General features: G+C 68.3%; 30 protein-coding genes and 1 riboswitch. Of the genes, 12 read left to right on the top strand and 18 right to left on the bottom strand.

Annotated features, from left to right (window positions below; genetic code table 11):
* Positions 1 to 39: 39 nt before the first annotated feature.
* Positions 40 to 672 carry a TetR/AcrR family transcriptional regulator gene (locus NHN26_RS01565; protein ID WP_253087763.1) on the top strand — a complete coding sequence of 211 codons (633 nt, stop codon included), beginning with the start codon at positions 40 to 42 and terminating at the stop codon, positions 670 to 672.
* Positions 673 to 694: 22 nt separating this feature from the next.
* Here NHN26_RS01565 and NHN26_RS01570 read toward each other — a convergent pair whose 3' ends face one another.
* The 6 genes from NHN26_RS01570 to NHN26_RS01595 form a co-directional block, all read right to left on the bottom strand.
* Positions 695 to 943 carry a zf-HC2 domain-containing protein gene (locus NHN26_RS01570; protein WP_253087764.1) on the bottom strand — a complete coding sequence of 83 codons (249 nt, stop codon included), beginning with the start codon at positions 941 to 943 and terminating at the stop codon, positions 695 to 697.
* A 94-nt stretch (positions 944 to 1,037) separates the two neighbouring features.
* The gene (locus NHN26_RS01575) at positions 1,038 to 1,655 is read right to left on the bottom strand and encodes an RNA polymerase sigma factor (protein WP_253087765.1); all 618 of its coding nucleotides are present in this window, start codon (positions 1,653 to 1,655) and stop codon (positions 1,038 to 1,040) included.
* Between the two features lie 438 nt (positions 1,656 to 2,093).
* Positions 2,094 to 2,396: a 4a-hydroxytetrahydrobiopterin dehydratase gene (locus tag NHN26_RS01580; protein ID WP_253087766.1), complete on the bottom strand. Its 303-nt coding sequence runs from the start codon at positions 2,394 to 2,396 to the stop codon at positions 2,094 to 2,096.
* Positions 2,393 to 3,607: a GNAT family N-acetyltransferase gene (locus NHN26_RS01585; protein ID WP_253087767.1), complete on the bottom strand. Its 1,215-nt coding sequence runs from the start codon at positions 3,605 to 3,607 to the stop codon at positions 2,393 to 2,395. The genes NHN26_RS01580 and NHN26_RS01585 overlap by 4 nt, the downstream gene beginning before the upstream one ends.
* A gap of 47 nt (positions 3,608 to 3,654) precedes the next feature.
* Positions 3,655 to 4,425, bottom strand: coding sequence for a glycerophosphodiester phosphodiesterase family protein (locus tag NHN26_RS01590; RefSeq protein ID WP_253087768.1), 771 nt, complete (start codon positions 4,423 to 4,425; stop codon positions 3,655 to 3,657).
* The gene (locus NHN26_RS01595) at positions 4,422 to 4,886 is read right to left on the bottom strand and encodes a RidA family protein (RefSeq protein ID WP_253087769.1); all 465 of its coding nucleotides are present in this window, start codon (positions 4,884 to 4,886) and stop codon (positions 4,422 to 4,424) included. Before NHN26_RS01595 ends, NHN26_RS01590 begins: the two co-directional genes overlap by 4 nt.
* A 154-nt stretch (positions 4,887 to 5,040) precedes the next feature.
* Between NHN26_RS01595 and NHN26_RS01600 the strand changes: the two genes are divergently transcribed.
* Positions 5,041 to 5,808: an MlaA family lipoprotein gene (locus NHN26_RS01600; RefSeq protein WP_253087770.1), complete on the top strand. Its 768-nt coding sequence runs from the start codon at positions 5,041 to 5,043 to the stop codon at positions 5,806 to 5,808.
* On the top strand, positions 5,786 to 6,403 hold the full coding sequence (locus NHN26_RS01605) for an MlaC/ttg2D family ABC transporter substrate-binding protein (protein ID WP_253087771.1): 618 nt from the start codon (positions 5,786 to 5,788) through the stop codon (positions 6,401 to 6,403). Before NHN26_RS01600 ends, NHN26_RS01605 begins: the two co-directional genes overlap by 23 nt.
* Positions 6,404 to 6,416: 13 nt before the next feature.
* Here NHN26_RS01605 and NHN26_RS01610 read toward each other — a convergent pair whose 3' ends face one another.
* On the bottom strand, positions 6,417 to 8,618 hold the full coding sequence (locus tag NHN26_RS01610; protein ID WP_253087772.1) for a transglycosylase domain-containing protein: 2,202 nt from the start codon (positions 8,616 to 8,618) through the stop codon (positions 6,417 to 6,419).
* A gap of 258 nt (positions 8,619 to 8,876) precedes the next feature.
* Between NHN26_RS01610 and NHN26_RS01615 the strand changes: the two genes are divergently transcribed.
* Positions 8,877 to 9,215, top strand: a complete 339-nt coding sequence (locus NHN26_RS01615) for a P-II family nitrogen regulator (RefSeq protein WP_132695281.1) — start codon at positions 8,877 to 8,879, stop codon at positions 9,213 to 9,215.
* Between the two features lie 35 nt (positions 9,216 to 9,250).
* Positions 9,251 to 10,621: an ammonium transporter gene (locus tag NHN26_RS01620; RefSeq protein WP_253087773.1), complete on the top strand. Its 1,371-nt coding sequence runs from the start codon at positions 9,251 to 9,253 to the stop codon at positions 10,619 to 10,621.
* Between the two features lie 70 nt (positions 10,622 to 10,691).
* On the opposite strand, the gene NHN26_RS01625 is transcribed toward NHN26_RS01620, so the two are convergent.
* The 3 genes from NHN26_RS01625 to smpB form a co-directional block, all read right to left on the bottom strand.
* Positions 10,692 to 11,876 (bottom strand): amino acid aminotransferase, encoded by a 1,185-nt coding sequence (locus NHN26_RS01625; RefSeq protein ID WP_253087774.1) that lies wholly within the window; start codon positions 11,874 to 11,876, stop codon positions 10,692 to 10,694.
* Positions 11,870 to 12,733 carry a 3-mercaptopyruvate sulfurtransferase gene (gene sseA / locus NHN26_RS01630; protein ID WP_253087957.1) on the bottom strand — a complete coding sequence of 288 codons (864 nt, stop codon included), beginning with the start codon at positions 12,731 to 12,733 and terminating at the stop codon, positions 11,870 to 11,872. Before sseA ends, NHN26_RS01625 begins: the two co-directional genes overlap by 7 nt.
* Before the next feature lie 64 nt (positions 12,734 to 12,797).
* Positions 12,798 to 13,274: an SsrA-binding protein SmpB gene (gene smpB, locus NHN26_RS01635; RefSeq protein ID WP_253087775.1), complete on the bottom strand. Its 477-nt coding sequence runs from the start codon at positions 13,272 to 13,274 to the stop codon at positions 12,798 to 12,800.
* A 648-nt stretch (positions 13,275 to 13,922) separates the two neighbouring features.
* Between smpB and NHN26_RS01640 the strand changes: the two genes are divergently transcribed.
* The 3 genes from NHN26_RS01640 (at position 13,923) to NHN26_RS01650 (ending at position 15,117) form a co-directional block, all read left to right on the top strand.
* On the top strand, positions 13,923 to 14,351 hold the full coding sequence (locus NHN26_RS01640; RefSeq protein ID WP_253087776.1) for a Hint domain-containing protein: 429 nt from the start codon (positions 13,923 to 13,925) through the stop codon (positions 14,349 to 14,351).
* Positions 14,352 to 14,443: 92 nt separating this feature from the next.
* Entirely contained in the window at positions 14,444 to 14,881 is a 438-nt protein-coding gene (locus NHN26_RS01645; RefSeq protein ID WP_253087777.1) for a DUF4399 domain-containing protein, read from the top strand.
* Complete coding sequence (locus NHN26_RS01650) at positions 14,878 to 15,117, top strand: hypothetical protein (RefSeq protein WP_253087778.1); 240 nt, start codon at positions 14,878 to 14,880, stop codon at positions 15,115 to 15,117. Before NHN26_RS01645 ends, NHN26_RS01650 begins: the two co-directional genes overlap by 4 nt.
* On the opposite strand, the gene NHN26_RS01655 is transcribed toward NHN26_RS01650, so the two are convergent.
* Positions 15,114 to 15,398, bottom strand: coding sequence for a hypothetical protein (locus NHN26_RS01655; protein ID WP_253087779.1), 285 nt, complete (start codon positions 15,396 to 15,398; stop codon positions 15,114 to 15,116). The genes NHN26_RS01650 and NHN26_RS01655 overlap by 4 nt on opposite strands.
* A 2-nt stretch (positions 15,399 to 15,400) precedes the next feature.
* Entirely contained in the window at positions 15,401 to 16,276 is an 876-nt protein-coding gene (gene dapA / locus NHN26_RS01660; RefSeq protein ID WP_253087780.1) for a 4-hydroxy-tetrahydrodipicolinate synthase, read from the bottom strand.
* 173 nt (positions 16,277 to 16,449) lie between these two features.
* Between dapA and NHN26_RS01665 the strand changes: the two genes are divergently transcribed.
* Positions 16,450 to 18,375 carry a lytic transglycosylase domain-containing protein gene (locus NHN26_RS01665; protein WP_253087781.1) on the top strand — a complete coding sequence of 642 codons (1,926 nt, stop codon included), beginning with the start codon at positions 16,450 to 16,452 and terminating at the stop codon, positions 18,373 to 18,375.
* 7 nt (positions 18,376 to 18,382) lie between these two features.
* Here the strand turns inward: NHN26_RS01665 and NHN26_RS01670 are convergent, their stop codons facing one another.
* The gene (locus NHN26_RS01670) at positions 18,383 to 19,249 is read right to left on the bottom strand and encodes a DMT family transporter (protein ID WP_253087782.1); all 867 of its coding nucleotides are present in this window, start codon (positions 19,247 to 19,249) and stop codon (positions 18,383 to 18,385) included.
* Entirely contained in the window at positions 19,246 to 19,923 is a 678-nt protein-coding gene (gene mnmC2, locus NHN26_RS01675) for a tRNA (5-methylaminomethyl-2-thiouridine)(34)-methyltransferase MnmC2 (protein ID WP_435594159.1), read from the bottom strand. The genes NHN26_RS01670 and mnmC2 overlap by 4 nt, the downstream gene beginning before the upstream one ends.
* Before the next feature lie 56 nt (positions 19,924 to 19,979).
* Between mnmC2 and NHN26_RS01680 the strand changes: the two genes are divergently transcribed.
* A complete protein-coding gene (locus NHN26_RS01680) occupies positions 19,980 to 21,044 on the top strand; it encodes an NAD(P)/FAD-dependent oxidoreductase (protein WP_253087784.1) in 1,065 nt (354 codons plus the stop codon).
* On the opposite strand, the gene NHN26_RS01685 is transcribed toward NHN26_RS01680, so the two are convergent.
* A complete protein-coding gene (locus NHN26_RS01685) occupies positions 21,032 to 21,271 on the bottom strand; it encodes a GlsB/YeaQ/YmgE family stress response membrane protein (protein ID WP_253087785.1) in 240 nt (79 codons plus the stop codon). The genes NHN26_RS01680 and NHN26_RS01685 overlap by 13 nt on opposite strands.
* Positions 21,272 to 21,496: 225 nt before the next feature.
* The gene (locus NHN26_RS01690) at positions 21,497 to 21,973 is read right to left on the bottom strand and encodes a molecular chaperone TorD family protein (protein ID WP_253087786.1); all 477 of its coding nucleotides are present in this window, start codon (positions 21,971 to 21,973) and stop codon (positions 21,497 to 21,499) included.
* 343 nt (positions 21,974 to 22,316) lie between these two features.
* Between NHN26_RS01690 and NHN26_RS01695 the strand changes: the two genes are divergently transcribed.
* Positions 22,317 to 23,015, top strand: a complete 699-nt coding sequence (locus tag NHN26_RS01695) for a cyclic nucleotide-binding domain-containing protein (RefSeq protein WP_253087787.1) — start codon at positions 22,317 to 22,319, stop codon at positions 23,013 to 23,015.
* Positions 23,016 to 23,020: 5 nt separating this feature from the next.
* On the opposite strand, the gene NHN26_RS01700 is transcribed toward NHN26_RS01695, so the two are convergent.
* Positions 23,021 to 23,746: an NnrU family protein gene (locus tag NHN26_RS01700; protein ID WP_253087788.1), complete on the bottom strand. Its 726-nt coding sequence runs from the start codon at positions 23,744 to 23,746 to the stop codon at positions 23,021 to 23,023.
* Positions 23,719 to 24,132, bottom strand: a complete 414-nt coding sequence (locus tag NHN26_RS01705; RefSeq protein WP_253087789.1) for an Rrf2 family transcriptional regulator — start codon at positions 24,130 to 24,132, stop codon at positions 23,719 to 23,721. Before NHN26_RS01705 ends, NHN26_RS01700 begins: the two co-directional genes overlap by 28 nt.
* Positions 24,133 to 24,210: 78 nt before the next feature.
* Here NHN26_RS01705 and NHN26_RS01710 point away from each other — a divergent pair, with 78 nt between their 5' ends.
* A complete protein-coding gene (locus NHN26_RS01710; RefSeq protein ID WP_253087790.1) occupies positions 24,211 to 25,407 on the top strand; it encodes an NnrS family protein in 1,197 nt (398 codons plus the stop codon).
* 54 nt (positions 25,408 to 25,461) lie between these two features.
* Positions 25,462 to 25,559: riboswitch (TPP riboswitch) on the top strand.
* The last annotated feature ends 44 nt before the right edge of the window (positions 25,560 to 25,603 follow it).

The raw sequence follows: 25,603 nt of genomic DNA on the forward strand, positions 1-25,603 counted from the left end.
GCGGATTGTCCCGACCGCCGCCCTGCCTATCTTGGCAGGATGGCCCCAGGAGACAGCCCCAGCATCGCAGACCCGCGCCCGCGCGGCCGACCCCGCCAGTTCGACGAGCGCGCGGCGCTTGACGCGGCGATCCGCGTGTTCTGGGCCGCGGGCTATGACGGCGCCTCGATCGACAGGCTCTGCCGCGCGATGCGGATGCCGCGGGCAAGCCTCTACCATCTCTACGGCGACAAGCAGGGGCTGTTCCTGGCCGCCATCGGCCAATATGTCGAGACGCGGATCGTGCCGGTGGTGGCCGCTCTGGGGCCCTGTGGCACGCTGGCCGAGGATCTGGCCGCCTTCTTCGAGCAGGTGATCGCGCTGGCCACGGCCGACCCCGGGACACCCGGCTGCCTGATCTCCTGCGTGCTGGCCGATGCCGCCGGGGCGAACCCGGCCTTCCGCGCCGAACTGGCCCGGCGCTATGACGGGATGGAGGCCCGGCTGGCGGCCCGCTTCCGCGCCGCCGGATGGGACGAGGCGGGCGAGACCGGCGCCCCGGCGGCGGCGGGACTGGCCGCCGCCGTCGCCCGCGGCCTGATGCTGCGCGCCCGCTCGGGCGCCGGGGCCGGTGAACTTGCGCCCGTCGCCCGCGCCGCGCAGGCCGCCCTGCTTCGGCCGGGCGCGCGCTGAAACCGGCCGGGCCGCCGCGCATTCAGCCCCCCCGGCGCTGATCCGGAAGGCGCGCAAGGATCGCGGCCAGCCGCGCATCATCGCCCGCATGCGCCGTCCCCTCCCGCAGGGCCGCCTCGGTCAGATCGCGGGTCTGCCGGATCTGGCCGACAAAGGCGCTGCACCCCCGGCACATCGCCAGATGCAGGCGCATCTGCATGGCCTGCCAACCGCTCAACTCGCCGTCGATCAACGCGCTGGCGCGTGCGGCGACGTCCTTGCAGTTCAACATCGGGCCAGTCCCTGCCTTCCATCCGGTTGCCGGGAAGACTCCCGATCCCGCGTTCCGTTACACGCCATCCCCGACCCGCCCCCGCAACGGGATGCTACAGCAGATCGTCAAGTGCCGCCCGCACCGCCAGCCGCGCGCGATGCAGCAGGACCCGCATGTTCCCTTCGCTGATCCCCAGCGCCGCGCAGACCTCGGCCGCGTCCAGCCCCTGCTGGCCGCGCAGCACGATGACGGCGCGCTGGGCCGGGGGCAGGGCCTCGATGGCGGCGGTGACATGGTCCAGCACCCGGCGCCCGGCCAGTATCCGCTCGGGCGTGACCTCGTCCCAAAGCTCGGGCATGTCCTTCCACCGCCCGCGCCCGTCGAAGGCGGCGGCCAGGCTGTTCTCCTCGCCGCCCGCGTCGAAGGACACCGACCGTCCGTCCCGCCGCGCACGGCTTTTCGCCTTGTTGAGGACGATGGCGAACATCCATCCGGCCAGCGACGCGCGGCCCTCGAACCCGCCGATATTCTGCAGGATCGCGATCCAGCCATCCTGCACGACCTCTTCCGCCGCGGCCCGGTTGCCGACGATCGCGGTGCAGACCCGGATCATCGCGCCGTTATGCTGGCGATAAAGCCGCTCGAACGCGGCCCGGTCGCCCGCGGCAAGCAACGTCCGCAGGCGCGTTTCATCCCCGATCCCGTCCCGCATGGCATGGCGCTCCCGCATGGTCCCGGTCGGATTTAAAAGAACGATCGGTTCAGAAATCGACACGCAATTTCGTGATGCAAACATTCGTGAACCCGCGCAGGCATGGCCCCGCGGCCCGCCTGCCCGAGGCCCGTCCCGCGCCGCCGGCCTTCGGGACCGATCTCGCCTTTCCCGTCGCATCGCAGGATGGCGCCACCGCGTCATCGCCCGACGCGCTCCCAAGGGTCCGAATAAGACGCCGCCGGTCCTCTGCCGCGTCCTCCTCATCCCGCGGAACAGGCCCCCCGCCGGGCAGCCCGGTCCCGCGCGCGGCTCAGGGCCGATGCCCTGCCGTCGGCATCAGCCGGGGAGCGTCGGCCGTCGGGCGGACGCCCGCAAAAGGTCCGATGAAAGTCCGATGGAAGTCCGATGATTTTCCGATTTCCCGAAACCGGCCCCTCCGGCCGGTCCGGACGGTCACGCCGTTCCGGCCAGCGCGTCCATCCGGCGGGCCAGGTCCACGTCCCGCGCGGTCAACCCGCCCGCGTCATGAGTGGTCAGCACCACCTCGACGCGGCGGTAGACATTGCGCCATTCGGGGTGGTGATCCAGCTTCTCGGCCCAGAGCGCGACCCGCGCCATGAACCCGAACGCCTCGACGAAGTTCTTGAACTCGAACGTCTTTTCAAGGGCATCCCGGCCCTCGTCCAGCACCCAGCCCGCCGCCAGCAGCGGCGCCAATGCCTGTGTCCGCGCGTCCCCGGTCAGTGTGTCGGTCATGTCTCCTCCGTCGTGACCCTGCGAAACGGCCCGTACTCGGTCAGCACCTCGATCTCCTCCTCGACGGCCTCCCGTTCGGCCCGCAGATATTTGGCAACTGCCCCCCGCAATCCCGGATCCGCGATCCAGTGCAACGAGTTGGTCGCCACCGGCAAATACCCCCGCGCCAGCTTATGCGCCCCCTGCGCCCCCGCCTCGACGGTGGCAAGGCCCCGGGCGATGGCATGGTCGATGGCCTGATAATAGCACAGTTCGAAATGCAGGCAGGGGTGGTCCTCGATGCAGCCCCAGTAGCGCCCGTAAAGCCTTTTGCGGCCAATGAAATTCAGCGCCCCGGCCACGGGTCGGCCGTCGCGTTCGGCCAGCACCAGCAGCATGTCGTCGCGCAGCGTTTCCTGTGCGTGGTCAAAGAAGGCGCGCGTCAGGTAGGGGGTGCCCCATTTGCGCGCGCCGGTGTCCTGGTAGAAGCGCCAGAACGCGTCCCAATGCTCGGGCCGGATCGCGTCGCCCGCATAGTGGCGAATTTCTCCGCCAAAACCCTGCGCCGTCGCGCGTTCCTTGCGGATATTCTTGCGCTTGCGCGACGAGAGGTCGGCGAGGAAGGCATCGAAATCGGCATAACCGCGGTTTTCCCAGTGGAATTGCTGGGTGACGCGGTGCATCAGGCCCATTTCGGCCCCGGCCATCGCCTCGGCCTCGGTGCAGAAGGTGACATGGACCGAGGACAGCCGGTTGCGCGCCGCCAGTTCCACCGCGCCCTGCACCAGCGCCGCCATGCCCGTGTGTCCCGCCTCGGGACGCACCAGCAAGCGCCGCCCCGTCGCGGGGGTGAAGGGCACGGCGATCTGAAGCTTGGGATAATAGCGCCCGCCCGCCCGGTCATAGGCATGGGCCCAGTTGTGGTCGAAGATGTATTCGCCCTGGCTGTGGGTCTTGGCGTAAAGCGGCGCGACGGCAAGGATCGTGCCGCGCTGCCGGGCCACCAGATACTGGGGATGCCAGCCGGTGCCGGGGCCGACCGAGCCGCTGTCTTCCAGCGCCTTCAGGAAGCGATGGGTGGTGAACGGATCCTCTGGCCGCCCGCCATCCCCGGTTTCGGGGCAGGCGCAGGCATCCCATTCGGCCGGGGCGATCTGCGAGAGCGAGGACACGACCTCGATCTCGATCCGCGCCTCTTCGGTCTGCACGGTGTCAAGCTGCCCTTCGGCCATGCGCGCCCTCCTGTCCGCCCGATCAGATGGGCCGGGCCGGGCGCGGGTCAAGCGGCGGGGTGGGTCGCGGCGTAGCCCTCGAAGGTGACGTTCTGCGCAAGCGACCGGGCGATGGCCTCGTCCTGCGGGCTGCGGATCGTCCAGCACAGGATGGCGGCGCCCTGGGCGCGCAATTCGGCCACCCGCGGCCGGGCCAGATCCGACCAGCGATGCGAGATGAACGTGGCGCCGACGCGGTCGAAATCGGGGATTTCCCGCAGCAGCTTGCGCACCGGGCCGGGCAGGCCGGGCCAGCTCGGCCGCTTGTAGGCGCAGGTGGTGATCCCGCGGGGAATGTCGGGCGCGGCCTCGGCCAGCGCGGCGACCGAATGGGGATTGAAGGACATCACCGCCACCGGCCCGTCATAGCCTGCCAGCGCGCGGGCGACGGCGCGTTCCAGCGCGCCCACCTCGCGGCCCATGGCGCCGTCCTGATCCTTGATCTCGATCAGCACGGGCACCCGGCCTGCAACCTCGTCCAGAACCTCGTCCAGCGTGGGGATCGCGCTTGCGCCGCCCAGCAACGGGAACTCGCGCAGTTCGGCCCGGCTGCGCTGGCGGATCGGGCCGGTGCCGCCGGTCAGCCGCTTGAGGTCATAGTCGTGGAACACCATCGCCGCCCCGTCCGACGAAGGCTGGATGTCGATCTCGATGCCATAGCCCGCCGCCAAGGCGGCGCGCACGGCTTCCATCGAGTTCTCGGGACGGCCTGCGCAGCGGTCGTGGAAGGCGCGATGGGCGATGGGCGTGTCCAGGAACGCGCGCGGCAGGGCGGTCATCGGATCTGGAAGATCCCCTCGATCTCGACCGCGACGCCAAAGGGCAGCGAGGCCGCGCTGACCGCCGAACGGGAATGCCGCCCGGCCTCGCCCAGCGCCTCGACCAGGAAATCCGAGGCGCCGTTGATGACCTTGGGTTGGTCGCCGAAATCGGGCGTCGAGTTGACGAAGCCGGTCAGCTTGACCACCCGCACCAGCCGGTCGAGATCACCGCCGCAGGCCGCCTTGAGCTGCGACAGCAGGCTGATCGCACAGCTCCGCGCAGCCGCTGCGCCTGCGGGCACGTCCATGTCGGCGCCCAGCTTGCCGGTGATGAAGACGCCATCCGCCATCGAGATCTGGCCCGAGACGAAAACCAGATCGCCCGAGACCACATAAGGCACATAATTCGCCGCGGGCGCCGGGGCTTCGGGCAGGGTAACGCCAAGTTCGGCCAGCCGGGCCTCGTATCGTCCGCTCATGCGCTGTCTCCGGATCGTCTGTTTCCTGGGCGCGACGCTACAGCCGCGCCCGGGCGGGCGAAACCGAAAAATGAACGTATCGCGGGCGTGGCCTTGCCCCTTGTGATCCGCCGCGTGGCATGGTTCGGTAACGATATTCGTTCATGTGTTGCGGATGCTGCCCTTGTCCCCCTTCGCCAAGCCCCTGTCCCGACGGTTCGTGCCTGCGGTCGCGCTGGTCCTTCTGGCCGGGTGTGCCGCGCCCATCCCCAACGGGATTTCCGACCCGCACGAGGCGCAGAACCGCGCCGTGCATCGGGGCAATATCGCGCTGGACCGGACTGTCGTCCGCCCGGCTGCCATGGCCTATGGCCGAACCGTTCCGGGGCCGGTGCGCACAGGCATCGGCAATTTCGCCTCGAACCTGGCCTTGCCGGGGGCGGTCATCAACAGCCTGTTGCAGCTTCGTCCCGGCGACGCGGCGCAGAACACCACGCGCTTCCTCGTCAATTCCACCATCGGAATGGGCGGGCTTCTGGACCCCGCGACCCCGATGGGGGCGGCGCGGATCGACACCGGCTTTGGCGAGACGCTTCATGTCTGGGGCGTGGCAGAGGGCAGTTACATTGAACTGCCGCTGCTCGGGCCATCGACCGGACGGGATGCGCTGGGCAGCATCGTCGATATCGTCCTGAGCCCGACGACGACGCTGCCGCGTCCCGAACAGCGCGAGGGGGCGGCCGGTGTCGCGGTCCTTTCGCGGCTTGGAACGCGCTACGAGCGCTCGAACCTGATCGATTCGCTCCTATATGAAAGCGCAGACAGTTATGCGCAGACCCGCCAGACCTATCTGGAAAATCGCCGCTTCAATCTGCGCCGCGGTGCCGAGCCCGATTACTTCGACCCCTACGAGGACCCCTATGAAGACCCCGCTGCCCAATGATCCCGCCCGACGCGCCCTGCTGGCTTGCGCCCTTGCCACGGGCGCCACGCTTGCCTTGCCGGGTGCAGCGCGTGCGCTGACCGAGGCCGAGGCTTCGCAGTTGATCGACCAGGTGGTGGGCGACATCAACCGGGTGATCAATTCCGGCCGTTCGGAAGCGCAGATGCTGCCAGAGTTCGAGCGGATCTTCGCCCGCTATGCCGACGTGCCGATCATCGCGCGGTCTGCGCTGGGAGTGGCGGCGCGTTCGGCCTCTGCGGCGCAGATGCGCGCCTTTACCGAGGCGTTCCAGGGCTACATGTCGCGCAAGTATGGCCGCCGGTTCCGCGAGTTCATCGGCGGCGAACTTATCGTGCGCGAGGCAAGGCCGTTCCGCGATTTCTACGAGGTCCGGACGACGGCGGCGCTGCGCGGGCAGGCGCCGTTCGAGGTGGTTTTCCTGGTCTCGGGCCGCTCGGGGCGCAACCTGTTCTTCAACATCTTCATCGAGGGCGTGAACATGCTGGCCACCGAGCGCACCGAGATCGGCGCGCTGCTGGATCAGCGCCGCGGCAATCTGGATACGCTGATCGCCGATCTGCGGCGGATGGGCTGAGGCGCGGCGCGCCTCAGTTGCGGCCGCCGCCCAGGATCGTGCCCAGCACCTCCAGCAGGATGCGTTCGGCCACGTCGCCGGCGCTTTCGCGCGGCGGGTTCGGGCCACGCTGGCCATAGCCCTCGCCCGAGGAATAGGTCTCGCCCGGGTAGTTGTACTCGGGCGCGGGTGGCTCGGGCACCAGCATCGGCAGCGGCCGCGGCGTCAGCCCCTGATGCACCCGCACCATCGCCTCGCGCCAGATCTCGGCCGGCAGGCCGCCGCCCGTGACGCCGGTCATCGGCGTGTTGTCGTCATAGCCCATCCAGACGCCGGCTACATACTCGGCGGTGAAGCCGATGAACCAGGCATCGCGTACCGCCGAGGTGGTGCCGGTCTTGCCTGCCGCCTGCCAGCCCGGAATCCTGGCGCGCTGTCCGGTGCCCGACTCGATCACCTGGTGCATCATGTAGACGAGGCTTTGTGCGGCGTCCTGGGAGATCACGCGCTCGCCCATGCCGCCTGCCTTGTCCATGAGGACATCGCGCTCGCCCTTCAGGCGCAGATCAAGCAGACCATAGGGCGTCACGCTGGAGCCGCCGTTCAGGATGCCCGCATAGGCCCCCGTCATCTCGATCAGCGTCGATTCCGACGCGCCCAGCGCCAGCGCCGGGCCGAGCGCCAGATCGCTTTGCAGCCCGAAATCGGCGGCGATTTTGCGCACGTTCCCTCGGCCCATCTCCTCGGACACCTTGACCGCGGGGATGTTGTAGGAATGTTTCAACGCCTCGGTCAGGGTGACGCGGCCGTGAAAGCGGCGGTCGAAATTTTCGGGCGAATAGGCCCCGGAACCGGGCACCCGGATCGTGATCGGTTCGTCCACGACCGTCGCATTGGGCGTATAGCCAAGGTCCAGCGCCGCCGCATAGACGAAGGGCTTGAAGGCCGAACCGGTCTGACGCAGCGCCATTGTGGCCCGGTTGAAGCCCCCGATCGAGGTCTGCCGCCCGCCGACCATCGCCCGCACCGCGCCATCGGCCGACATCACCACGATCGCCGCCTCGGCCTTTGAACCGGGCTTGAGCTTGGTCTCGAAGATCGTGGTCAGCGCATCTTCGGCGGCCTTTTGCAGACGCGGGTCGAAGGTGGTGCGGATGATCACGTCTTCGGTCGTGTCGCGGGTCAGGAAATCCGGTCCAGCGCTCATCACCCAATCGGCGAAATAGCCGCCCGACCGCGATTCCGCCGCCTGGGACAGCCGGGCGGGGTTCGCGCGGGCCTCGGCGGCCTCGCGCGCGGTCAGAAAGCCCTGCTGCTCCATCAGCCCAAGGATCAGGTTCGCGCGATTGCGCGAGCGTTCCAGATTGTTGGTCGGGGCATAGGTCGTCGGCGCCTTCAGCAGCCCCGCCAGCATCGCCGCCTCGGACGGCGTGACCGTATTCGCCGACTTGCCGAAATAGCGCTGCGCCGCGGCCTCGAAGCCGCGGGCGCCCGCGCCCAGATAGGCGCGGTTGAGATAGATCGTAAGGATCTCGTCCTTGGTATAGCGCGCCTCCATCGCCATCGCATAGACCGCCTCCTTGGCCTTTCTGCTCAGGGTGGTGCGACGGCAGTCGGCCTCGTAGGCGGCTTCGGTTTTCCACTCCCGGGCGTCGTAGGGCACGCCCAGGCAGAGAAGTTTCGCGGTCTGCTGGGTGATGGTCGAGCCGCCATGACCCGAGAACGGCCCGCGCCCTTCGGACATGTTGATGCGGACCGCGCCCGCGATGCCCAGCGGGTCAAGGCCGAAATGTCGGTAGAACCGGCGGTCTTCGGTGGCGAGCACCGCGTTCTTCAGCGCGGGCGCGACCGTTGCCGCGGTGATCTGGCCGCCGAACTGCTCGCCCCGCCAGGCAAAGACCTGCCCGTCGCGGTCCAGCAGCGTGACCGAACCGCGGTTGCGCCCGTCGAGCAGCGCAGAGACCGGGGACAACTGGACGTAGAAATACAGCACAGCAAGCCCGACCGCGACCGTGCCCATCAACGCGATCCGCGACCCGATCTTCCAGAACAGCCCCACGATCCAGCCGATGATGCCCGTGAAGAACGCGACCACCGGGTTGCCGCGCCGCCGGGACGTGCGTCCTCGCCCGCCGCTTGACTTGCGCCGGGTCGCGGCGGTCTTTTTCGCTGTCGCCTTGCGCGGGGTGCGCCGTTCCGCCACCAGCGGGGGTTTTCTCCGGCCCGTGCTGCTCATGTCCGTTCCGAGTGTTCTGCCTGCCTCGCGGCACCATACCCCGGCGATGGTGGAATGTGGAGTTCCCAGGTGCTCACGTTTTCGGCTTTCTTGCCTGCACAAAAAAAAGGCGTCAACGCCTTTCTGTGCAAAAAATGTGCAAAAATCACTGTCTGGGGCGTGCCGGGCGGCTGCGATTCCTTGTCTGCCCGGCGGCTCCGGCCCCTCCTTGCCCCATTGCTCCCGCAGGGCCTCCTGCCAAACCGGAAGGGTCATGACGTGAAACTGATCATTGCTGCAATCAAGCCGTTCAAGCTGGAGGAGGTGAGGGAAGCGCTCACCACCATCGGCGTGCGCGGCATGATGGTGACCGAGATCAAGGGCTTCGGCTCTCAGTCCGGCCACACGGAAATCTACCGCGGCGCGGAATACGCCGTGAACTTCGTGCCCAAGGTCAAGCTCGAGATCGTCGTGCCGTCGGCGATGGCCGATCAGGTCGTCGAGACGATCGCGAAGACTGCGAAGACCGACAAGATCGGAGACGGGAAGATTTTCGTCCTCGACGTGAACCAGGCCGTCCGCGTGCGCACGGGCGAAACCAACGAAGACGCGATCTGAGCGCCACGACGATCCTCACGAAAGGACCAAGAGAAATGAAACCCTTGAAACTGATCCCCCTTGCGGTGGTCGCGCTGGCGCTGACGCCGGGCCTGGGCCTCGCCCAGGACGCCGTCGCCGAAGTCGCCGAGGCCGTCGAAACCGTTGCCGAGGCCGTATCGGGCGCGCCCGCCGAGCAGACAGCCTATATCCTCACCACGCTGCTGTTCCTGATCGGCGGCTTCCTCGTGTTCTGGATGGCCGCGGGCTTTGCCATGCTGGAGGCCGGTCTGGTCCGTTCCAAGAACGTCACCATGCAGCTGACCAAGAATATCGGCCTCTTCTCCATCGCGGCGATCATGTACTACCTGATCGGCTTTGGCCTGATGTATCCGGGCGAGTGGTGGATCGAGGGCTGGCTTGGCCCGCTTTTCGCGGTGACCTCGCTGGAACCCGTGGGCCTTGCCGTGGAAGACGCGGATCTGGGCTATGCCTCTGTCGGCTCCGACTTCTTCTTCCAGTTGATGTTCTGCGCCACCACCGCCTCGATCGTCTCGGGCGCGCTGGCGGAACGCATCAAGCTGTGGCCGTTCCTGCTGTTCGTCGTCATCCTGACCGGCTTCATCTACCCGATGGAGGCCTCCTGGGTCTGGGGCGGCGGCTGGCTGGACGAGATGGGCTTCTCCGACTTCGCCGGTTCGACGCTGGTGCATGCGGCGGGCGGCTTTGCCGCGCTGGCCGGGGCAATCGTGCTGGGCGCGCGCAAGGGCAAGTATGGCAAGGACGGTTCCGTGCATCCGATCCCGGGCTCGAACCTCGCTCTGGCCACGCTGGGGACGTTCATCCTGTGGCTGGGCTGGTTCGGCTTCAACGGCGGCTCGCAGCTGGCGATGGGCACCGTCTCTGACGTGACCGATGTCAGCCGAATCTTTGCCAACACCAACGCCGCGGCGGCAGGTGGTGCGGTGGCCGCGCTGATCCTGACGCAGCTTGTCTATGGCAAGGTCGACCTGACGCTGGTGCTGAACGGTGCGCTGGCGGGTCTGGTCTCGATCACCGCCGAACCGCTGGCGCCCTCGCTGACCGAGGCCACGCTGATCGGTGCCATCGGCGGGTTGATCGTGGTCTTCACCGTGCCGCTGCTGGACAAGCTCAAGATCGACGACGTGGTCGGCGCCATCCCGGTGCACCTGTTTGCCGGTCTGTGGGGCACCTTCATCGTGGCCTGGTCGAACGATGACGCAAGCTACATCACCCAGCTTATCGGCTTTGCGGCCATCGGCGCCTTCGTCTTCGTCGTCAGCTTCATCTGCTTCACGATCATCAAGGCGGTGATCGGCCTGCGGGTCAGCGAGGAAGCCGAATACAAGGGCCTCGACGTGGCCGAACTGGGCATGGAAGCCTATCCGGAATTCGGCAAGTCCTGATCGCCGGAGCCCTGAAAACCGAAGGCCCGGGCGATCCGCCCGGGCCTTTCCCGTTCCGCCGCCGCCCCGGTCAGAGCCCGGCCGCCAGCATCGCCCGGGCCACGCGCGGGATATTCGCCTCGGACAGGCCCGCGACGTTCATCCGCCCGTCGCCGATCACATAGACCCCATGGGCATCGCGCATCGCGGCCACCTGCTCGGGCGTTGCGCCGATCAGCGAGAACATGCCCTTCTGCGCCGCCAGATAGGCGAAGCGGTCCGAGCCGCTGATCTCGCGCAGCGTGTCGGCAAGACTTGCGCGCAAGCCTTCCATCCGGGCGCGCATCGCGTCGAGTTCGGCCAGCCAGTCCGCCCGCAACGCCGCGTCGGTCAGGATGTCGGTGACCACGCGCGCACCGTGATCGGGCGGGAAGGCATAGGTCTGGCGGTTCAGGTTCGACAGGTTCCCCCGCGCCAGCGTCGCGGTCGCCGCATCGCCCGCCAGGGCCAGGATTGCGCCCACCCGTTCGCGGTAAAGCCCGAAATTCTTGGACCCGCTGACCGCGATCAGCATCTCCGGCAACCGCCCGACCAGCATCCGCAGCCCCGCGGCATCCGCCTCGACGCCCGCGCCGAAGCCCAGATAGGCCAGATCGACCAGCGCCAGCGCGCCGGTCCGTTCCAGAACGACCGCCACATCCGCCCAATCGGCCAGGGTCAGGTCGGCGCCCGTGGGATTGTGGCAGCAGCCATGCAGGATCACCACATCGCCCGGCCCCGCACGTTCCAGATCGGCCAGCATCCCGGCCCGGTCGAGCCCCCGCGAGGCCGCGTCGTAATAGCGGTAGTCCACCTGTTCGAATCCCAGATGGCCCACGATGGCGGCATGGTTCGGCCAACTCGGATCGGGGATGAAGACCCGCGCGCCGGGATTGGCCAGCCGCACGAGATCCAGCGCGATCCGAACCGCGCCGGTTCCGCCCGGCGTCGCCACCGCGGCCACCCGCTCGGCGCCAACCGCCTCGCCCAGCACCAGCAGGCGCACCGCGTCCAGAAAACCGGGATCGCCCTCGATCCCGACATAGCCCTTGCTCTGCTGGCCCTGCCACAGCCGTTCCTCGGCCGCCTTGACCGCGGGCATCACCGGCGTCGCGCCCGCTGCATCGCGATAGACGCCCACGCCAAGGTCGATCTTCTCGGCGCGCGGATCGGCGCGGAAAGCCTGCATCAGGCCGATGATCTTGTCGGGAGCCTGGGGAGAAAGACGGTTCAGCATGATGCGGGCCCCGTCTGGACCGGCAGATCGCCATACATGCCCCATTCGGTCCAGGAGCCGTCGTAAAGCGCGTGGTCGCGATGGCCGATGCGCTCCAGCGCAAGGTTGACGATCGCGGCCGTCACGCCGGTGCCGCAGGAGGTGATTGCGGGCTTGCCCAGATCCACCCCCGCTGCAGCGAACACCGCGCGCAGGCTGTCGGGCGATTTCATCGTGCCGTCGGGATTCACAAGAGTCTCGTAATGGACATTGCGCGCGCCGGGGATATGCCCGCCTCGAACGCCCGGTCGCGGTTCGGGCTCGGTGCCGGCGAAACGGCCCGGGCTGCGGGCGTCCAGGATGGCGTGATCGCCGAGTTTCGAGGCTGCCGCGACCTCGGTGACATCCTTGACCAGTTGGGCCTGGCGCTGGACCGTCATGTGCCGGTCGCGCATCACGGGGGGCATGTTCTCGACCGGGCGCCCCTCGGACTGCCATTTCGGCAGGCCGCCATCCAGCACCGCCACATCGGTCTTGCCCATCAGCCGGAAGGTCCACCAGACCCGCGGCGCCGAATAGATGCCAGCGCCGTCATAGACCACGACATGATGCCCGTCGCCCACGCCCATCGCGCGCATGCGGGCGATGAACTTCTCGACCGGGGGCGCCATGTGCGGCAGGTCCGAGCGCAGATCCGCGATCTCGTCGATATCGAAGAACCGCGCGCCGGGGATATGGGCGGCGGCGTACTCGGCACGCGGGTTCCGCCCGGCGCCGAGCAGGTACCACGAGGCGTCCAGGACGCGCAGGTCCGGGTCCTTCAGATGCGCCGCCAGCCATTCGGTCGAGACCAACGTCGTCGGATCGTCACAGCCCATGAACCCCTCCGCCTCGCGCAGCACCGGATTCCCTTAGAACGGTGTTGTCCGGCTGGCAAGGCGCTCAGCCGTGATGCTTGAGCAGGCGCTGTTTCTGCCGCTGCCAGTCCCGCTTGGCCTCGGTCGCGCGCTTGTCCTCGGTCTTCTTGCCCTTTGCGATGCCGATCTTCAGCTTGGCCACGCCCTTGTGGTTGAAATAGAGCACCAGCGGGACCAGCGTGTAGCCCTTGCGCTGGGTGTCCGACCAGAGCCGGGCCAGTTCCTTGCGGCTGACCAGCAGCTTGCGGCGGCGCCGTTCCTCGTGGCCCCAGGTCTTGGCCTGTTCATAGGGCGGAATATAGCCGTTGATCAGCCACAGCTCGCCATTCTCGACGCTGGCATAGCTTTCGGCGATGTTGGCGCCGTTCTCGCGCAGGGACTTGACCTCGGATCCCTGTAGGATGATCCCGCATTCCAGATCGTCCTCGATCGCGTAATCGTAGCGCGCGCGCCGGTTCTCGGCGATCACCTTGTAGTTCGGGTCGGTTTTCGGTTTGGCCATGGTGCAGCGCATATAGGCGAAACCGGCCCCGGGGGGAAGCGGCCGGAGCCGCGGGTGAGTCGCGGCGCGGATCCGTGGGATTCGCCCCGAATTTTCGTCACAGGCCCCGAAAATTGGCCGGAAACGGTTTGTTCGCGGTTCGTGAACAGTAGAAAGGTGGCGGAATGGCCATGATCCATTGTTCTGGCAAAGGTGACGGATTCCGGGCTTTCCCAAAGCCAGCCCTGACTTTTCGACAGGTTGCGGCGTCGAATTGTTCCCTGACCGTGGACAGAGGAGAAAACGCCTTTCGCGCTTTGTGGACGCTGCGTCACCAAAGCTCCACAAAGCTGCGGGACTCCACCCGAGTGTTGACCTATTCCGGGAGCCTAGTCACCCGCGGATCGACGGTGTCGGTCCTGCGTAAGGGTCCCTCAGGGTCCGTAACCAGTGGTGTGGTTGCTTGGGGTGCACGGGCCCTCGGGTTGTTCAGGCCCGTGCACCCCAACGCAGTCCGCCGCGCGCCCGTCCCGGGCGGCGGTCGGGATGCAGCGGCCGCCCGTTTGAGGTCAGGCGATGTCCGACCAGTCTTCGCTTCGGGGCGCTTGCGACCCGGCCAACGCCCCGCAGGACATGCGGCGGGCCTGGAGCTTGCCGGGATTCGGGCCGATGACCCGCATCACCACCGAACTTGGCGATTTCCCGGCGCAGGCATTGCGCGTGGGCGACCGGGTGCGCACCCGTCGTGGTCCGTTCAAGCGGATCGTCTGGCTGGACCGGGTGGTGCTGGACGAGTCCTTCCTCGCCCACCATCCCGAGGCACAGCCGGTCCTGATCCGTCCCGGCGCCTTCGGCGCGGGCCTTCCTGCGCGCGAGGTCGTGGTCTCGCCCGCCCAGCGCATCCATCCGCCGCGGCCGCAGCCGGGAACGCGTGCGCAGCCCGCGGGTCGGCTGACCACGGGGCCGCGGATCATGCGCAAGCCAGAGACGATCTTCACCTACACGCTGTTCCATTGTGACGAACTGGTGGACGTGCATGCCGAGGGTCTTTGGCTGCCGATCCCGCCGCGCGCGCCGCTGCCGACGGCAGAGGATTGAACGCCCGGCGCGGCGGTCTACCCTTCCACAAGCGGGGAAAGCGTCAGAGGATTGCCGCAAACCGCCATTTCCAGAAAGGGAGGAGTCCGACCATGATCGCCGTTCCATCCATCCGTTTCGCCAGCCTTCTGCTTGCCGCTTCGCTGGCCCTGCCCGCCGCGGCCCAGGACCGCACGCCCGCGCCAGAGGGCGCGCGCGCCTACATCATCGCGCCGGCAGAGGGTGCAACCGTGTCGAACCCGGTGACGATCCGCTTCGGCCTCGATGGGATGGGGGTCGCTCCGGCCGGAATCGACCACATGGGCACCGGCCATCACCACCTGATCATCAATGTGCCCCAGGAGGGCTATGATTTCTCGGTCGCGGTGCCCGCAGACGACAACCATATCCATTTCGGCGGTGGCCAGACCGAGGTCACGCTGGACCTGCCCGCAGGCACGCATACGCTTTGGTTGCTGCTGGGCGATGCCGCGCACCTGCCGCATGATCCGCCGGTGATGTCCGAACCGGTCAGCGTGACGGTGGAGTGACCGGCTTCGCCCTGGCGGCGCATCGCGAAAGGCCGCTATCCGGCATCGCCGGGCGGGATGTCGACGGTGCCAAGCCGGGGCTTGATGTCGAGAAGCGGTGTGCCGTCGAAGCAGTCGAGGGCGTCGATCCCGAACGTGGCGCGTTCGGGCTCAGCGCGGTGATGCGAACTATCGCCTGGGATATCGTGTTCGGCCGGTTCGGCGAGCGCAGCGCGAATGTGCCGCGCGGCGCCTAGACATGGCGCGGCGCCTGAACAAGCAGATCCCGCCGCGCCCTGGCCATCCAGTAGAGCAGGATCACCGGCTGGCCGACCGACAGGCCCGACAGCGCGGGGGCATAGGCGGGGTCGAGTTCGACGGTCGCCCTGCGCCCCGTTTCGCGTGCCCGGGCGATATTCCTGGGGCAGTCATCCGGTCCCCAGGGCGACCGGATGCGTCCGATCAGGCGCAGGCGCGGGCCGTCGGGCTCGAGGGCGTCCGCGAGCGCCACCTCGCCCGGGCGAAGCCCGCCCGCCATGCCTAGTTCAACAGCCCAGCATGGCGCATCGCCGCGTCGATCTTCGCGGCGGTGGCCACGGTCACGCCGACAAGCGGAGAGCGGACCTCGTTCTCGCATTTGCCAAGCCGCGACAGCGCATATTTCGCGCCTGCAACGCCCGGTTCGAGAAAGATCGCGATATGCAGCGGCATCAGGCGGTCCTGGATCTCCAGCGCCTTGCCGTAATCGCCCGCAAGCGTTGCCTCCTGGAACTCGGCGCACAGGCGGGGCGCCACATTCGCCGTGACCGAGATGCAGCCCCGCCCGCCATGCGCGTTGAAGCCCAGCGCGGTCCCATCCTCGCCCGACAATTGCAGGAAATCCGGCCCGCAGGTGATCCGCTGCTTCGGCACGCGCGACAGATCGCCGGTGGCGTCCTTGACCCCGATGATGCGCGGCAGCTTCGCCAGTTCGCCCATCGTTTCGGGCATCATGTCGACGGCCGACCGGCCGGGAATGTTGTAGATGAGGATCGGCAGCGTGCAGCAGTCGTGCAGCGCGGTGAAATGCGCGACCATGCCCGCCTGGGTCGGCTTGTTGTAATAGGGCGTGACCACCAGCGCGGCGTTTGCGCCCACGCGCTCGGCATGTTGCAGGAAGCGGATCGCCTCGACGGTGTTGTTCGACCCGGCCCCGGCGATCACGGGCGCGCGGCCATCGACGGCCTGCACGACCGCCTCGATCACCTGTTCATGCTCGGAATGCGACAGCGTCGGGCTTTCGCCGGTGGTGCCGACCGGCACGAAGCCGTGGCTGCCCTCGTCGAGATGCCACTCGACCAGCCGTTTGAGCGTGTCGAGATCCAGCGCGCCGTCCTTGAACGGCGTCACCAGGGCGGGAAGGGACCCTTGAATCATGACACGCTCCTCTTGTTTCCGTGAATGTCCTTGGTTGGCCGTTGCGGGCGAGTCGTGCCCGGCATGGCGCGCCGGACCCTATAGCGCGACGGAGGGCTTGCCAAGTTTGTGAATTGCAGCTTGAGATCGCGCCGTGACACCTTTCCCCCGAACCCGAGAAGCCCGGCACCCCGATGCGCCTGACCGCCCTTAGCCTTCTGATCGCCCTTGCCGTCCCGACCGTGGCCAGCGCCGCCTCGCCGCTTGCGCGGGCCATGACCGAGGTCCGTGCCGACCGCTGGGAGGCCGCCTGGGCACAGGCCGCACCCGCCGGATCCGTCGCGCGCGACATCGTCACCTGGCGCTGGCTCAGGGCCGGGCAGGGGGAATTCGCCGATTACCTCGATTTCATCGCACGCAACCCCGACTGGCCGGGCCTGGCCCGCCTGCGCGCCGAGGGCGAGGCGAAGATCCCCGCCGATGCCCATCCCGATCGGGTGATCGCGTTTTTCCGCGGCTCCGCGCCAACGACCGGCGCAGGCGCGCTGCGGCTGGTGCAGGCCCATGCCGCGCGCGGCGAGATGGCCGAGGCCCGCGCGCTGGCGCTGCGCGCCTGGCGCATGCTGCCGCTGTCCGAAGGGGCGCAGGACGAACTGTTGTCGCGGTTCCGCGATCACCTGGCCGAGCACCATGTCGCGCGGTTGGACGAGATGCTGTGGCAGGGGCATTTCATCTCGGCCCGGCGCATGCTGCCGCTGGTGCCCGCGGGCTGGAAGGTGCTGGCCGAGGCGCGGATGGCGCTGCGCGAGGATGCGCCCGGGGTCGATACGCTGATCGCGCGGGTGCCCGCGGCGCTGAGCAACGATCCGGGTCTGGCGCATGAGCGGTTCGGCTGGCGCCAGCGCAAGGAACGCACGGCGGACGCGATTGCGCTGATCGAGGAACGCAGTGGCTCGGCCGCGGCATTGGGGAAGCCCGAGGAATGGGCAGGCGCGCGGCGTGCCTTTGTCCGGCAGTTGATGCGCGACGGCGATCCGGCGCGCGCCTACCGGATGGCCGCGCGCCACCATCTGGGCGGCGGTGCGGATTTCGCCGATCTGGAATGGCTGGCGGGCTTCATCGCGCTTCGCTACCTGAACAAGCCCGACGCAGCGCTTGGCCATTTCCGGACCCTTGAAACCGGGGTCGAGTCGCCGATCAGCTTGGCGCGCGCGGGCTACTGGCAGGGCCGGGCGCTTGAGGCGCTGGGCCGGCCGCAAGAGGCGAAGGCCGCCTATGCCAAGGCGGGGGCGCATCAGACCACCTATTACGGGCTGCTTGCCGCCGAGCGTGCGGGCCTGCCGATGGACCCGGCACTTGTCGGCAACGAGACCTATCCGGACTGGCGCGACGCGCCCTGGGCGAACGGTTCGGTCCTGCGCGCGGCGCTGATGTTCCACGAGGCGGGCGAGCGCGCGCTGACCGAGATGTTCCTGACCCATCTGGCCGAAACCGCCGGTCCCAGGGGCCAGCGCCAGTTGGCCGGGCTGGCGCTGCGGCTGGGCGATCATCACGTCGCGCTCAGGATCGCCAAGGTGGCGGCGGGGCAGGGCAACGTGATGGTGGCGGCCTATTTCCCGCTCACCGATCTGGCGCGGGCGAAACATCCCGTTCCGACCGAACTGGTCAAGGCGATCGCCCGGCGCGAAAGCGAGTTCAATCCGGCGGCCATCAGCCCGGCCGGGGCGCGCGGGCTGATGCAGGTCATGCCCGGCACCGCCGAGGCGATGGCCGGGCGGCTGGGCATGAGCTATTCCAGCAAGGCGCTGACCTCGGACCCGGCCTATAACGCGCGGCTGGGGGCGGCCTATCTGGCCCATCTGGTCGAGGCATTCGGCCCCAACCCGGTGCTGGTCGCGGCGTCCTATAATGCCGGGCCGAACCGCGCTCGCGCCTGGGTCACCGAACATGGCGACCCGCGTTCGGCTGGGGTCGATGTGGTGGACTGGATCGAGCTGATCCCCTTCCGCGAGACACGCAATTACGTCATGCGGGTGGCTGAATCGTTGCCCGTTTACCGCGCGCGGCTATCGGGCCGGACCGAACCGATCCGGCTGTCACAGGAGTTGAAGGCGCGGTGAGGGGCTGTCATGCCCGCTGCCGCTCGCGCCAGAGCGTGAACAGGCCCGCCGCAACCACGATCACGGCCCCCAGCGCGACATTGGGTGCCAGCGTCTCGCCGAAGACGGTGATCCCCAGCACGGTGACGAAGACGAGTTGCAGATAGGCAAAGGGCTGCACGGCGCTGGCCTCTGCCACCTCATAGGCCTTGATCAGCAGGTAATGTGCGGTTGCCCCGGTGACGCAAAGCGCCGCCATCCAGCCCCAGTCGCGCGGTGCCATCGGCTCCCAGAACCAAACCCCGACGGCGGTCATCGCCACCGCGCCGATGGTGCCCGTCCAGAAAAAGCTGGTCGCCGCGCTGTCGGTGCGCCCGACCAGCCGGGTCAGCAGCCCGTAAAGTGCGAACATGAAGGCGGCCGCCAGCGGGATCAGCGCGGCAGGCGAGAACACCCGGAAGCCCGGTTGCAGGATCACCAGAACGCCCACGAACCCCAATCCGATCGCGACCCAGCGCCGCCAGCCGACCCGCTCGCCCAGCACCGGCCCCGAGAGTGCCGCGACCAGCAGCGGGTAGCAGGTAAAGACCGCGTGGCTTTCGACCAGACCCAGAGCCACGAAACCTGCCACCATCACGCAGATCTCGGCGGCCAGCAGCAGCCCGCGGAATGCCTGAAGATAGGGTCGCCTTGTCGCCGCGGCGGCGCGGATGCCGCCGGCCTTGCGCGCGGCGATGGCGATCACGAAGGCGGCGAAGAACCAGTAGCGGATCATCACCACCATCAGCACGTTGTATTCCCCGGCCAGATGGCGCGAGAGCCCGTCCTGCATCGCAAAGACAAAGGTCGTGGCGACCATCAGCAGGATGCCGAGGCGGGTGTTCTGCTCGGTCACGCCGGGCGCCTTGCGACGGTCATGTGCCGCTTGCGGCCAAAGCCCGGGCGGCGGTCGACGGCAAACCCCGCCTCGGCCAACGCGCGCCGCACCGCACCTGCCGCGCTGTAGGTCGCGGCGGTGCCGCCCGGTGCGGTATGTGCGGCGACCTCGGCCAGCAGGTCGGGCGCCCAGAGTTCGGGGTTCTTCGCGGGGGCAAAGCCGTCCAGGAACCAGGCATCGGCCCGGCCCGTCCAGTGCGGCAGGGTTTCGCGGGCATCGCCGATCACGATCTCGGCTTCCAGATCGTCGGTGCGGATCGTCCGCGCCCCCCTCGCCCATGCCGCCAGCAGCGGCCCCGCGACTGCATGCGCCTCGGGGAAGGCCGACAGCGCGCGGTCCATCTGGTCCGCGTCCATGGGAAACGCCTCGAAACTGGTGAACCTCAATGGCCCAGCCACCCCGGCCGCACGCCATGCGATCAGCGCGGCCAGCAGGTTCAGCCCCGTCCCGAAGCCCAGTTCCGCGATGTGAAAGCCGGGCCGGAACCGCGCGGGCAGCTCGTTGCTCGCCAGAAAGACATGGCGCGTTTCGGCCAGCCCGTTGCCCAGCGAGAAATAGGGATCATCGAACCGCGCCGAGACCGGCACGCCTTCGGCCGTCCACGAGATGTCGGCGTGCTGGCCTTGCATCATGTCTTGCCCTAGACCCCCGGTGATCCGAAGCGCGAGAATGGGGAAGGGCGCGGGCAATGGCAACGGTCGACGTGACGGTGATGGGGGCGGGGGTGTTCGGGCTGGCCTGCGCCCATGCCTGCGCGCGGCGCGGCGCCCGCGTGCGCGTTGTGGAGTGGTCGCATCCCGGGGGGGGTGCCAGCGGTACGCCGGTGGGGGCCCTGTCGCCCCATGTGCCCGAGGCGTGGGACGAGAAGAAGGCGTTCCAGTTCGAAAGCCTCGTCATGGCGCCCGGGTTCTGGGCCGAGGTCGAGCAGCTCACGGGCCGGGCGACGGGCTATGCCCGGCTTGGCCGGTTCCAGCCCATCGCGGATGAAAACGCGCTGGAACGCGCGCGGGCGCGCGAGGCGCAGGCGAGGCAGCTCTGGCGCGGCCTGGCCGAATGGCAGGTGGTGACGGCGGACGCCGCGGGCGCGTTCGCGCCGGTCTCGCCCACGGGGTTCCTGATCCACGACACGCTCTCGGCACGGATCGCCCCCCGGGCGGCCTGCTCGGCGCTGGCGGCGGCCATCCGGGCGCAGGGCGGCGAGGTCGCCTGTGGCGCCGAGGGGCCCATCGAGGGGCGCGTGATCTGGGCCACGGGTTATCCGGGCCTTGCGCAACTGTCGGCCGAACTAGGCCATGCCGTCGGCAGCGGGGTCAAGGGGCAGGCGGCGATCCTGGCCCATGACGCGGGCGCGGTGCCGCAGCTTTATGCCGGGGGGCTTATGATCGTGCCGCACCATGACGGGACAGTGGCGGTCGGCTCGACCACCGAACGCGAGTTCGCCGATCCGTGGTCGACCGATGTGCGGCTGGACGAGGTGATCGCGCGGGCGCGCACGGTATGTCCGGCGCTGGCACAGGCCGAGGTGATCGAGCGCTGGGCAGGCGTGCGCCCGCGCGCCCGCTTGATCGCGCCGATGCTGGGGCCATGGCCCGGACGGCCCGGTCATTTCGTGGCCAATGGCGGCTTCAAGATCGGCATCGGGCTGGCGCCCTTGGTCGGGGCGGTCATGGCCGATCTGGTGCTCGAGGGGCGGGCGGATGGCATCCCGCCGGGCTTCGGGGTCGAGGCGAACCTGCCGCCTCAGCGCCCCTGAACGTAAAGGCGATAGAGCCAGATCAGCAGCATCGCGCCCAGAACGGCCCCCACGAAGCCCGCGGCGAACCCGGTCAGCGCCATGACCATCCGAAGCACGAACCCGCCCAGGAGCGCGCCGAAGATGCCGATGGCGATGGTCGTCGGAATGTCGACCTCAAGCCGCATCAGCCGGGTCGCGATGAACCCAGCCGCCGCACCGATGATGATCAGGAAGACGATGGCCATGGCCCGATCATGCGCGATGACGGCGGATTTGCCTAGGCTCAAGGCTGCGGCAACGGAGATGTTTCGCTCGAGCTTCGGGGGCGCAAGGCATCCGCCGCACGGGCATTTATCGTTTGATTTGAATAATGCCCGTCGCGAAGCGGCGCTCGAGGCCGCCTTCCGGGGTCCAACCGGCCCGATTGCGCCGGGCATCACGCAAAGGGCAAATTCCGGCGCCGTCCGGTGTTAAGCATGCCTTCCGGTTTCGCCGAGATGCAGCAGCGCGCCGAACACGCCGGCATAGCTGCTGTCCATCGCTTCGAGCCGAACCGCTAGCAGCGCGAAGACCGGCGCCGCCTCGGCAAGCGCCTGTTGCACCTCGGCTTCCGGATGTTTGGCGAGGTTGGTCAGAAACCGGGGCAGGTGATCCGTTCGCTCGCCCTGCGGCGTGTCTGAAAGATCCTGGCGCTCTTGGCCCGGCAGGTGGTCGAACAGGTTCAGCGACAGCGATGGCGTGCGCTCGAACATTGCCACGAAGCGTTCCTGTTGGCGGCAGAGATCCATTTCGTGGAATTCGTCGAGCAGTGGCAGAAGTCGGCGGCGGACCTCGGGCGCCAGACGATCCTCGGCCAGCATGGCGTCGGCGACATCCCAGGTGGCAGCCTTGAACCCGGCGCAGGGCGGGAGCAGCATCGCGGCGAGAGCCTTGAGCGTCACGATCATCCGGCCACCACCTCGCGGGGGATCCGCCCCGCCTTCACGGCCTCGGGGAACGTCCCGCCGGCGCATGTCAAACCCATCACGTCTTCTTTCCCCTTCTCGTCAAGTAACCGGCGGCATTGCCGTCGCCGGCCGGCTTAGTGGGGATAAGCGGCCCCGATGCAAGTCGCTTGGGGGTTGATTCGAGACCAAAAGCCACGCCAGAGTGACGAAACAAGCGCATGCGGGAAAAAGGTCGGGCAGTGATTGAAAAATGGGGCTCTGTGTGCAAATGTATACCGAACGCACTGATGACATTTGCTGTGGACGAGCTTGATATAAATCAAGCGGTTCCGATGTGGGGACGATGCGCGAATCGGAAACAGGTGAAATCCGCGGACTGACGATCTTTGCCGACATGGACGATGCGGCCTTCGCGCGTCTTTGCCGCGCGGCCTATGTCCAGACCTTCCCGCCGCAGGTCGAACTGTTCGCCGAGGGCGAACCCAGCGACTTCCTGCATATCCTCGTGGCCGGTCAGGTCGAACTCTGCGCACATTGGAACGGGCGCGAGACGGTCATGGAGATCGTCAGGCCGGTTTCGAGTTTCATCCTTGCGGCCACGATCCGGGATGCGCCCTTTCTGATGTCCGCCCGCACGGTCGAGAAGTCCCGCCTGATCCTGTTGCCCTCGCAGGATGTGCGGAACGTGTTCGATACCGACGGGGCCTTTGCCCGTGCGCTGGTCCGGGAACTGGCCGGTTGCTATCGCGGGGTTGTGAAATCCAGCAAGAACCTCAAGCTGCGCAACGGGATCGAGCGGCTGGCCAATTACCTGATCCGGCAGCAGGATCTCGCGGGGGGCGCGCCAAGCTTCGTTCTGCCGGTGGAAAAGCGCAAGATCGCCGCCTTGCTTGGAATGACGCCCGAGAACTTCTCGCGTGCGCTGCGTTTGCTGGGCGAATATGGCGTCACGAATGACGGAATGACGATTACCATCGCGGATCGCAAGTCGCTCGTCCGGCTGGCCAAGCCGGTGCGGATGATCGACGATCCGGAGATCTGATCCTCTCAGCAATGTGTCGGAACCGGCGATACGCCGATCACCGGGGCGTGGCTGAGGACCAGCATCGCCCATAGCGCAACGGCGATGATGAGCCTTGCCGGGGCGGGGCCTCGGCGCGGTCGCCATCGGCCAGCCACAAGTGCGGCCAGCGGCAGGTTCGAGGTGCTGGCGGCCAGTCGCTGCCATTCGGCCACGCCCAGAAGCCGCCGGTTGCGCCGGTCGATGATCCGTGTGCCGAGAATCGCGAAACCCGCGAAGCCGCCGAACATCAGCAGATGCGCAAGGTCGGGATTGGCCAGCGCATGCGCGGCCGCCCAGAGCGCCAGCGCCCAGGGCAGCGGGTGGCGCGTCAGCCCGGCAATGCCGGGTCGGGCCGGATCGAACCGGTCGTTGCGCGCGCCCCCGAAGCTGAGCGGGTTGGGCGCAGCCGTGCCAAAGGCGATCAGCAGGCAGACCGCCGGCATCGCAAGGTTCGGCACCCAGGCCTGCCACGCCGCCCAGGGCAGCACCGGCACATGCGGCGTGCGCCCGGCGGCGACGATCAGCCAGGCCAGCACGGCGACCGACAACGCGCCATAGGCCACCAGATAGCCGCCCGGCCCCAGCGCCGCGATCAGTCGCCGCTTGACGGGGGGCTGCACCGGAACGCCGTGCGAGGCCAGGAAAACGCCGAAGGCAAGCGCCAGTTCACCCCAGCCGCCCATCATTCCGACCTCGGCGCCCAGGTGCAATCGGCCAGCGTCGTGCGGTCAAGCTCGGCCAGAAAGGCGGTCTCGGCCCGGGCCAGCCGTGCCTTCAGGCGGCAATCGGGCATCAGCGTGCAGGCCCCGCCATCGGCGGCGAAACATTCGACCAGCGCCTGATCGGCCTCCAGCAGGCGCACGACCTCGCCCAGCCGGATCTCGGCGGCGGGGCGCGCAAGGCGCAGCCCGCCACCCCCGCCGCGGCGGGCTTCTACCAGCCCGGCAGAGGCCAGCCGGGCGACGACCTTGGCCAGATGGTGACGCGAGACGCCGAATTCGTCCGCCAGTTCGGCGGTGGCAAAGCCGCGCTCGGGGCGGCCTGCCAGCCGCATCAGCGCGCGCAATCCGAAATCTGTGAACTGGGTCAGGCGCATAATGCCCCACCAATTGGAGTTTCAAATGCGTATTACATCGGCTAATCGGTATTTGAAATACCAAAAGCGAGTCGTCCCATGGCCACCACATCCCAGCTTCGCCGCGCCTTTGCCGGTCCCGCCCTTCTGGCGCAGGGCCACCGCCCGTTCTTCCTGTTCGGCAGTCTCTGGGCGGCCGCGGCGATGACACTGTGGATCGCAATGCTGGGCGGCGCCGTGGCGCTGCCCACGGTGTTCGATCCGGTCAGCTGGCACGCCCATGCCTTCCTGTTCGGCTATCTCGGTGCCGTCACCGCAGGGTTCCTGCTGACGGCGGTGCCGAACTGGACCGGGCGGCTGCCGCTGATGGGCTGGCCACTTCTGGCGCTGGTGCTGGTCTGGGCGGCAGGGCGGGTCGCGGTGGCGGTCTCGGCGCTTCTGCCCTTCGGGGTGGCGGTAGCGGTCGATCTGGCCTTTCCGCTGGCGCTGGTCGGGGTGACGCTGCGCGAGATCGTGGCGGGCCGGAACTGGCGCAACCTGTCGGTCTGGGCGCTGCTTGTGCTGATGACGCTGGGGCAGGGGCTGTTCCACCTCGACGCCCTGCGCGGCGATTACGCGGCAGGCGGGCTGGGGCTGCGGGTGGCGCTGGCGGCTGGGATCGGGATGATCCTGCTGATCGGCGGCCGCGTCGTGCCGAGTTTCACCCGCAACTGGCTTGCCCAGCGGCGCGAGACGCGGCTGCCCGCACCGCTGGGCCGGTTCGACAGGATCGCGCTGGCAATCGCCGGGCTGGCGCTAATGGTCTGGACCGTGGCGCCCGCGCATTGGCTTGCCGCGCTGCTCTGCCTGCTGGCGGGGGCGCTGCACCTGATCCGGCTGGGCCGCTGGGTCGGGCACCGCACGCTGGCCGAGCCGCTGGTCTGGGTGCTGCACCTTGCCTATGCGCTGGTGACGGTCGGGTTCCTGGCGGTGGGGCTTGCGTCGGTGATGCCGGGGCTGGGCTCTGTCACGGCGGCGCAGCATGTGTGGATGGCGGGCGCGGTCGGCATGATGACACTGGCGATAATGACCCGCGCGAGCCTTGGCCATTCGGGCCGCCCGCTGACCGCAAGCCCGGCCGTCGCCGCGCTTTATCTTGTCCTGCTGGTCGCGGTCATGGCGCGGTTTGCCGAAGGGCTTGGGGCCCCGGGCTGGCTGCTGCATCTGGCCGGGGCGGGCTGGATCGCTGCGTTCCTGGGCTTTGCGCTGCTCTACTGGCCGATCCTGACGCGCCCGCGCGCGATGGCTCCGGCCTGAGCCAGGGGCGGGCAAAAGGGGGCTTTCGTTTCCGCGCGGGACGTGGTTCCATGCCCGCCGTGACAGGGGCGTCCGGGGTCAACCCGGGCTGAGAAGCACCCTTTGAACCTGAACCAGATCATGCTGGCGGAGGAAGTCGCACCCGAAGCGCCCAAGGGGCTTTCGCGTTCGTTTCCTGCCCGGCCACGGAGGACGC

It is taken from the genome of Rhodovulum tesquicola, from assembly GCF_024128855.1.
Classification (GTDB): Bacteria; Pseudomonadota; Alphaproteobacteria; order Rhodobacterales; family Rhodobacteraceae; genus Rhodovulum; species Rhodovulum tesquicola.

Excerpts from the sequence above, each read along its gene's own strand:
- NHN26_RS01690 (WP_253087786.1), bottom strand. The coding sequence starts at position 21,973 with ATGATCGTGACGCTCAAGGCTCTCGCCGCGATGCTGCTCCCGCCCTGC.
- NHN26_RS01645 (WP_253087777.1), top strand. The coding sequence starts at position 14,444 with ATGATCGCCGTTCCATCCATCCGTTTCGCCAGCCTTCTGCTTGCCGCT.
- NHN26_RS01610 (WP_253087772.1), bottom strand. The coding sequence starts at position 8,618 with ATGAGCAGCACGGGCCGGAGAAAACCCCCGCTGGTGGCGGAACGGCGC.
- NHN26_RS01640 (WP_253087776.1), top strand. The coding sequence starts at position 13,923 with ATGACCCGCATCACCACCGAACTTGGCGATTTCCCGGCGCAGGCATTG.
- NHN26_RS01575 (WP_253087765.1), bottom strand. The coding sequence starts at position 1,655 with ATGCGGGAGCGCCATGCCATGCGGGACGGGATCGGGGATGAAACGCGC.
- NHN26_RS01710 (WP_253087790.1), top strand. The coding sequence starts at position 24,211 with ATGGCCACCACATCCCAGCTTCGCCGCGCCTTTGCCGGTCCCGCCCTT.
- NHN26_RS01685 (WP_253087785.1), bottom strand. The coding sequence starts at position 21,271 with ATGGCCATCGTCTTCCTGATCATCATCGGTGCGGCGGCTGGGTTCATC.
- smpB (WP_253087775.1), bottom strand. The coding sequence starts at position 13,274 with ATGGCCAAACCGAAAACCGACCCGAACTACAAGGTGATCGCCGAGAAC.
- NHN26_RS01705 (WP_253087789.1), bottom strand. The coding sequence starts at position 24,132 with ATGCGCCTGACCCAGTTCACAGATTTCGGATTGCGCGCGCTGATGCGG.
- NHN26_RS01595 (WP_253087769.1), bottom strand. The coding sequence starts at position 4,886 with ATGAGCGGACGATACGAGGCCCGGCTGGCCGAACTTGGCGTTACCCTG.
- NHN26_RS01565 (WP_253087763.1), top strand. The coding sequence starts at position 40 with ATGGCCCCAGGAGACAGCCCCAGCATCGCAGACCCGCGCCCGCGCGGC.
- mnmC2 (WP_435594159.1), bottom strand. The coding sequence starts at position 19,923 with ATGATGCAAGGCCAGCACGCCGACATCTCGTGGACGGCCGAAGGCGTG.
- NHN26_RS01585 (WP_253087767.1), bottom strand. The coding sequence starts at position 3,607 with ATGGCCGAAGGGCAGCTTGACACCGTGCAGACCGAAGAGGCGCGGATC.
- NHN26_RS01600 (WP_253087770.1), top strand. The coding sequence starts at position 5,041 with ATGCTGCCCTTGTCCCCCTTCGCCAAGCCCCTGTCCCGACGGTTCGTG.
- NHN26_RS01680 (WP_253087784.1), top strand. The coding sequence starts at position 19,980 with ATGGCAACGGTCGACGTGACGGTGATGGGGGCGGGGGTGTTCGGGCTG.
- sseA (WP_253087957.1), bottom strand. The coding sequence starts at position 12,733 with ATGGGCTGTGACGATCCGACGACGTTGGTCTCGACCGAATGGCTGGCG.
- NHN26_RS01625 (WP_253087774.1), bottom strand. The coding sequence starts at position 11,876 with ATGCTGAACCGTCTTTCTCCCCAGGCTCCCGACAAGATCATCGGCCTG.
- NHN26_RS01570 (WP_253087764.1), bottom strand. The coding sequence starts at position 943 with ATGTTGAACTGCAAGGACGTCGCCGCACGCGCCAGCGCGTTGATCGAC.
- dapA (WP_253087780.1), bottom strand. The coding sequence starts at position 16,276 with ATGATTCAAGGGTCCCTTCCCGCCCTGGTGACGCCGTTCAAGGACGGC.
- NHN26_RS01665 (WP_253087781.1), top strand. The coding sequence starts at position 16,450 with ATGCGCCTGACCGCCCTTAGCCTTCTGATCGCCCTTGCCGTCCCGACC.
- NHN26_RS01620 (WP_253087773.1), top strand. The coding sequence starts at position 9,251 with ATGAAACCCTTGAAACTGATCCCCCTTGCGGTGGTCGCGCTGGCGCTG.
- NHN26_RS01695 (WP_253087787.1), top strand. The coding sequence starts at position 22,317 with ATGCGCGAATCGGAAACAGGTGAAATCCGCGGACTGACGATCTTTGCC.
- NHN26_RS01580 (WP_253087766.1), bottom strand. The coding sequence starts at position 2,396 with ATGACCGACACACTGACCGGGGACGCGCGGACACAGGCATTGGCGCCG.
- NHN26_RS01590 (WP_253087768.1), bottom strand. The coding sequence starts at position 4,425 with ATGACCGCCCTGCCGCGCGCGTTCCTGGACACGCCCATCGCCCATCGC.
- NHN26_RS01605 (WP_253087771.1), top strand. The coding sequence starts at position 5,786 with ATGAAGACCCCGCTGCCCAATGATCCCGCCCGACGCGCCCTGCTGGCT.
- NHN26_RS01655 (WP_253087779.1), bottom strand. The coding sequence starts at position 15,398 with ATGGCGGGCGGGCTTCGCCCGGGCGAGGTGGCGCTCGCGGACGCCCTC.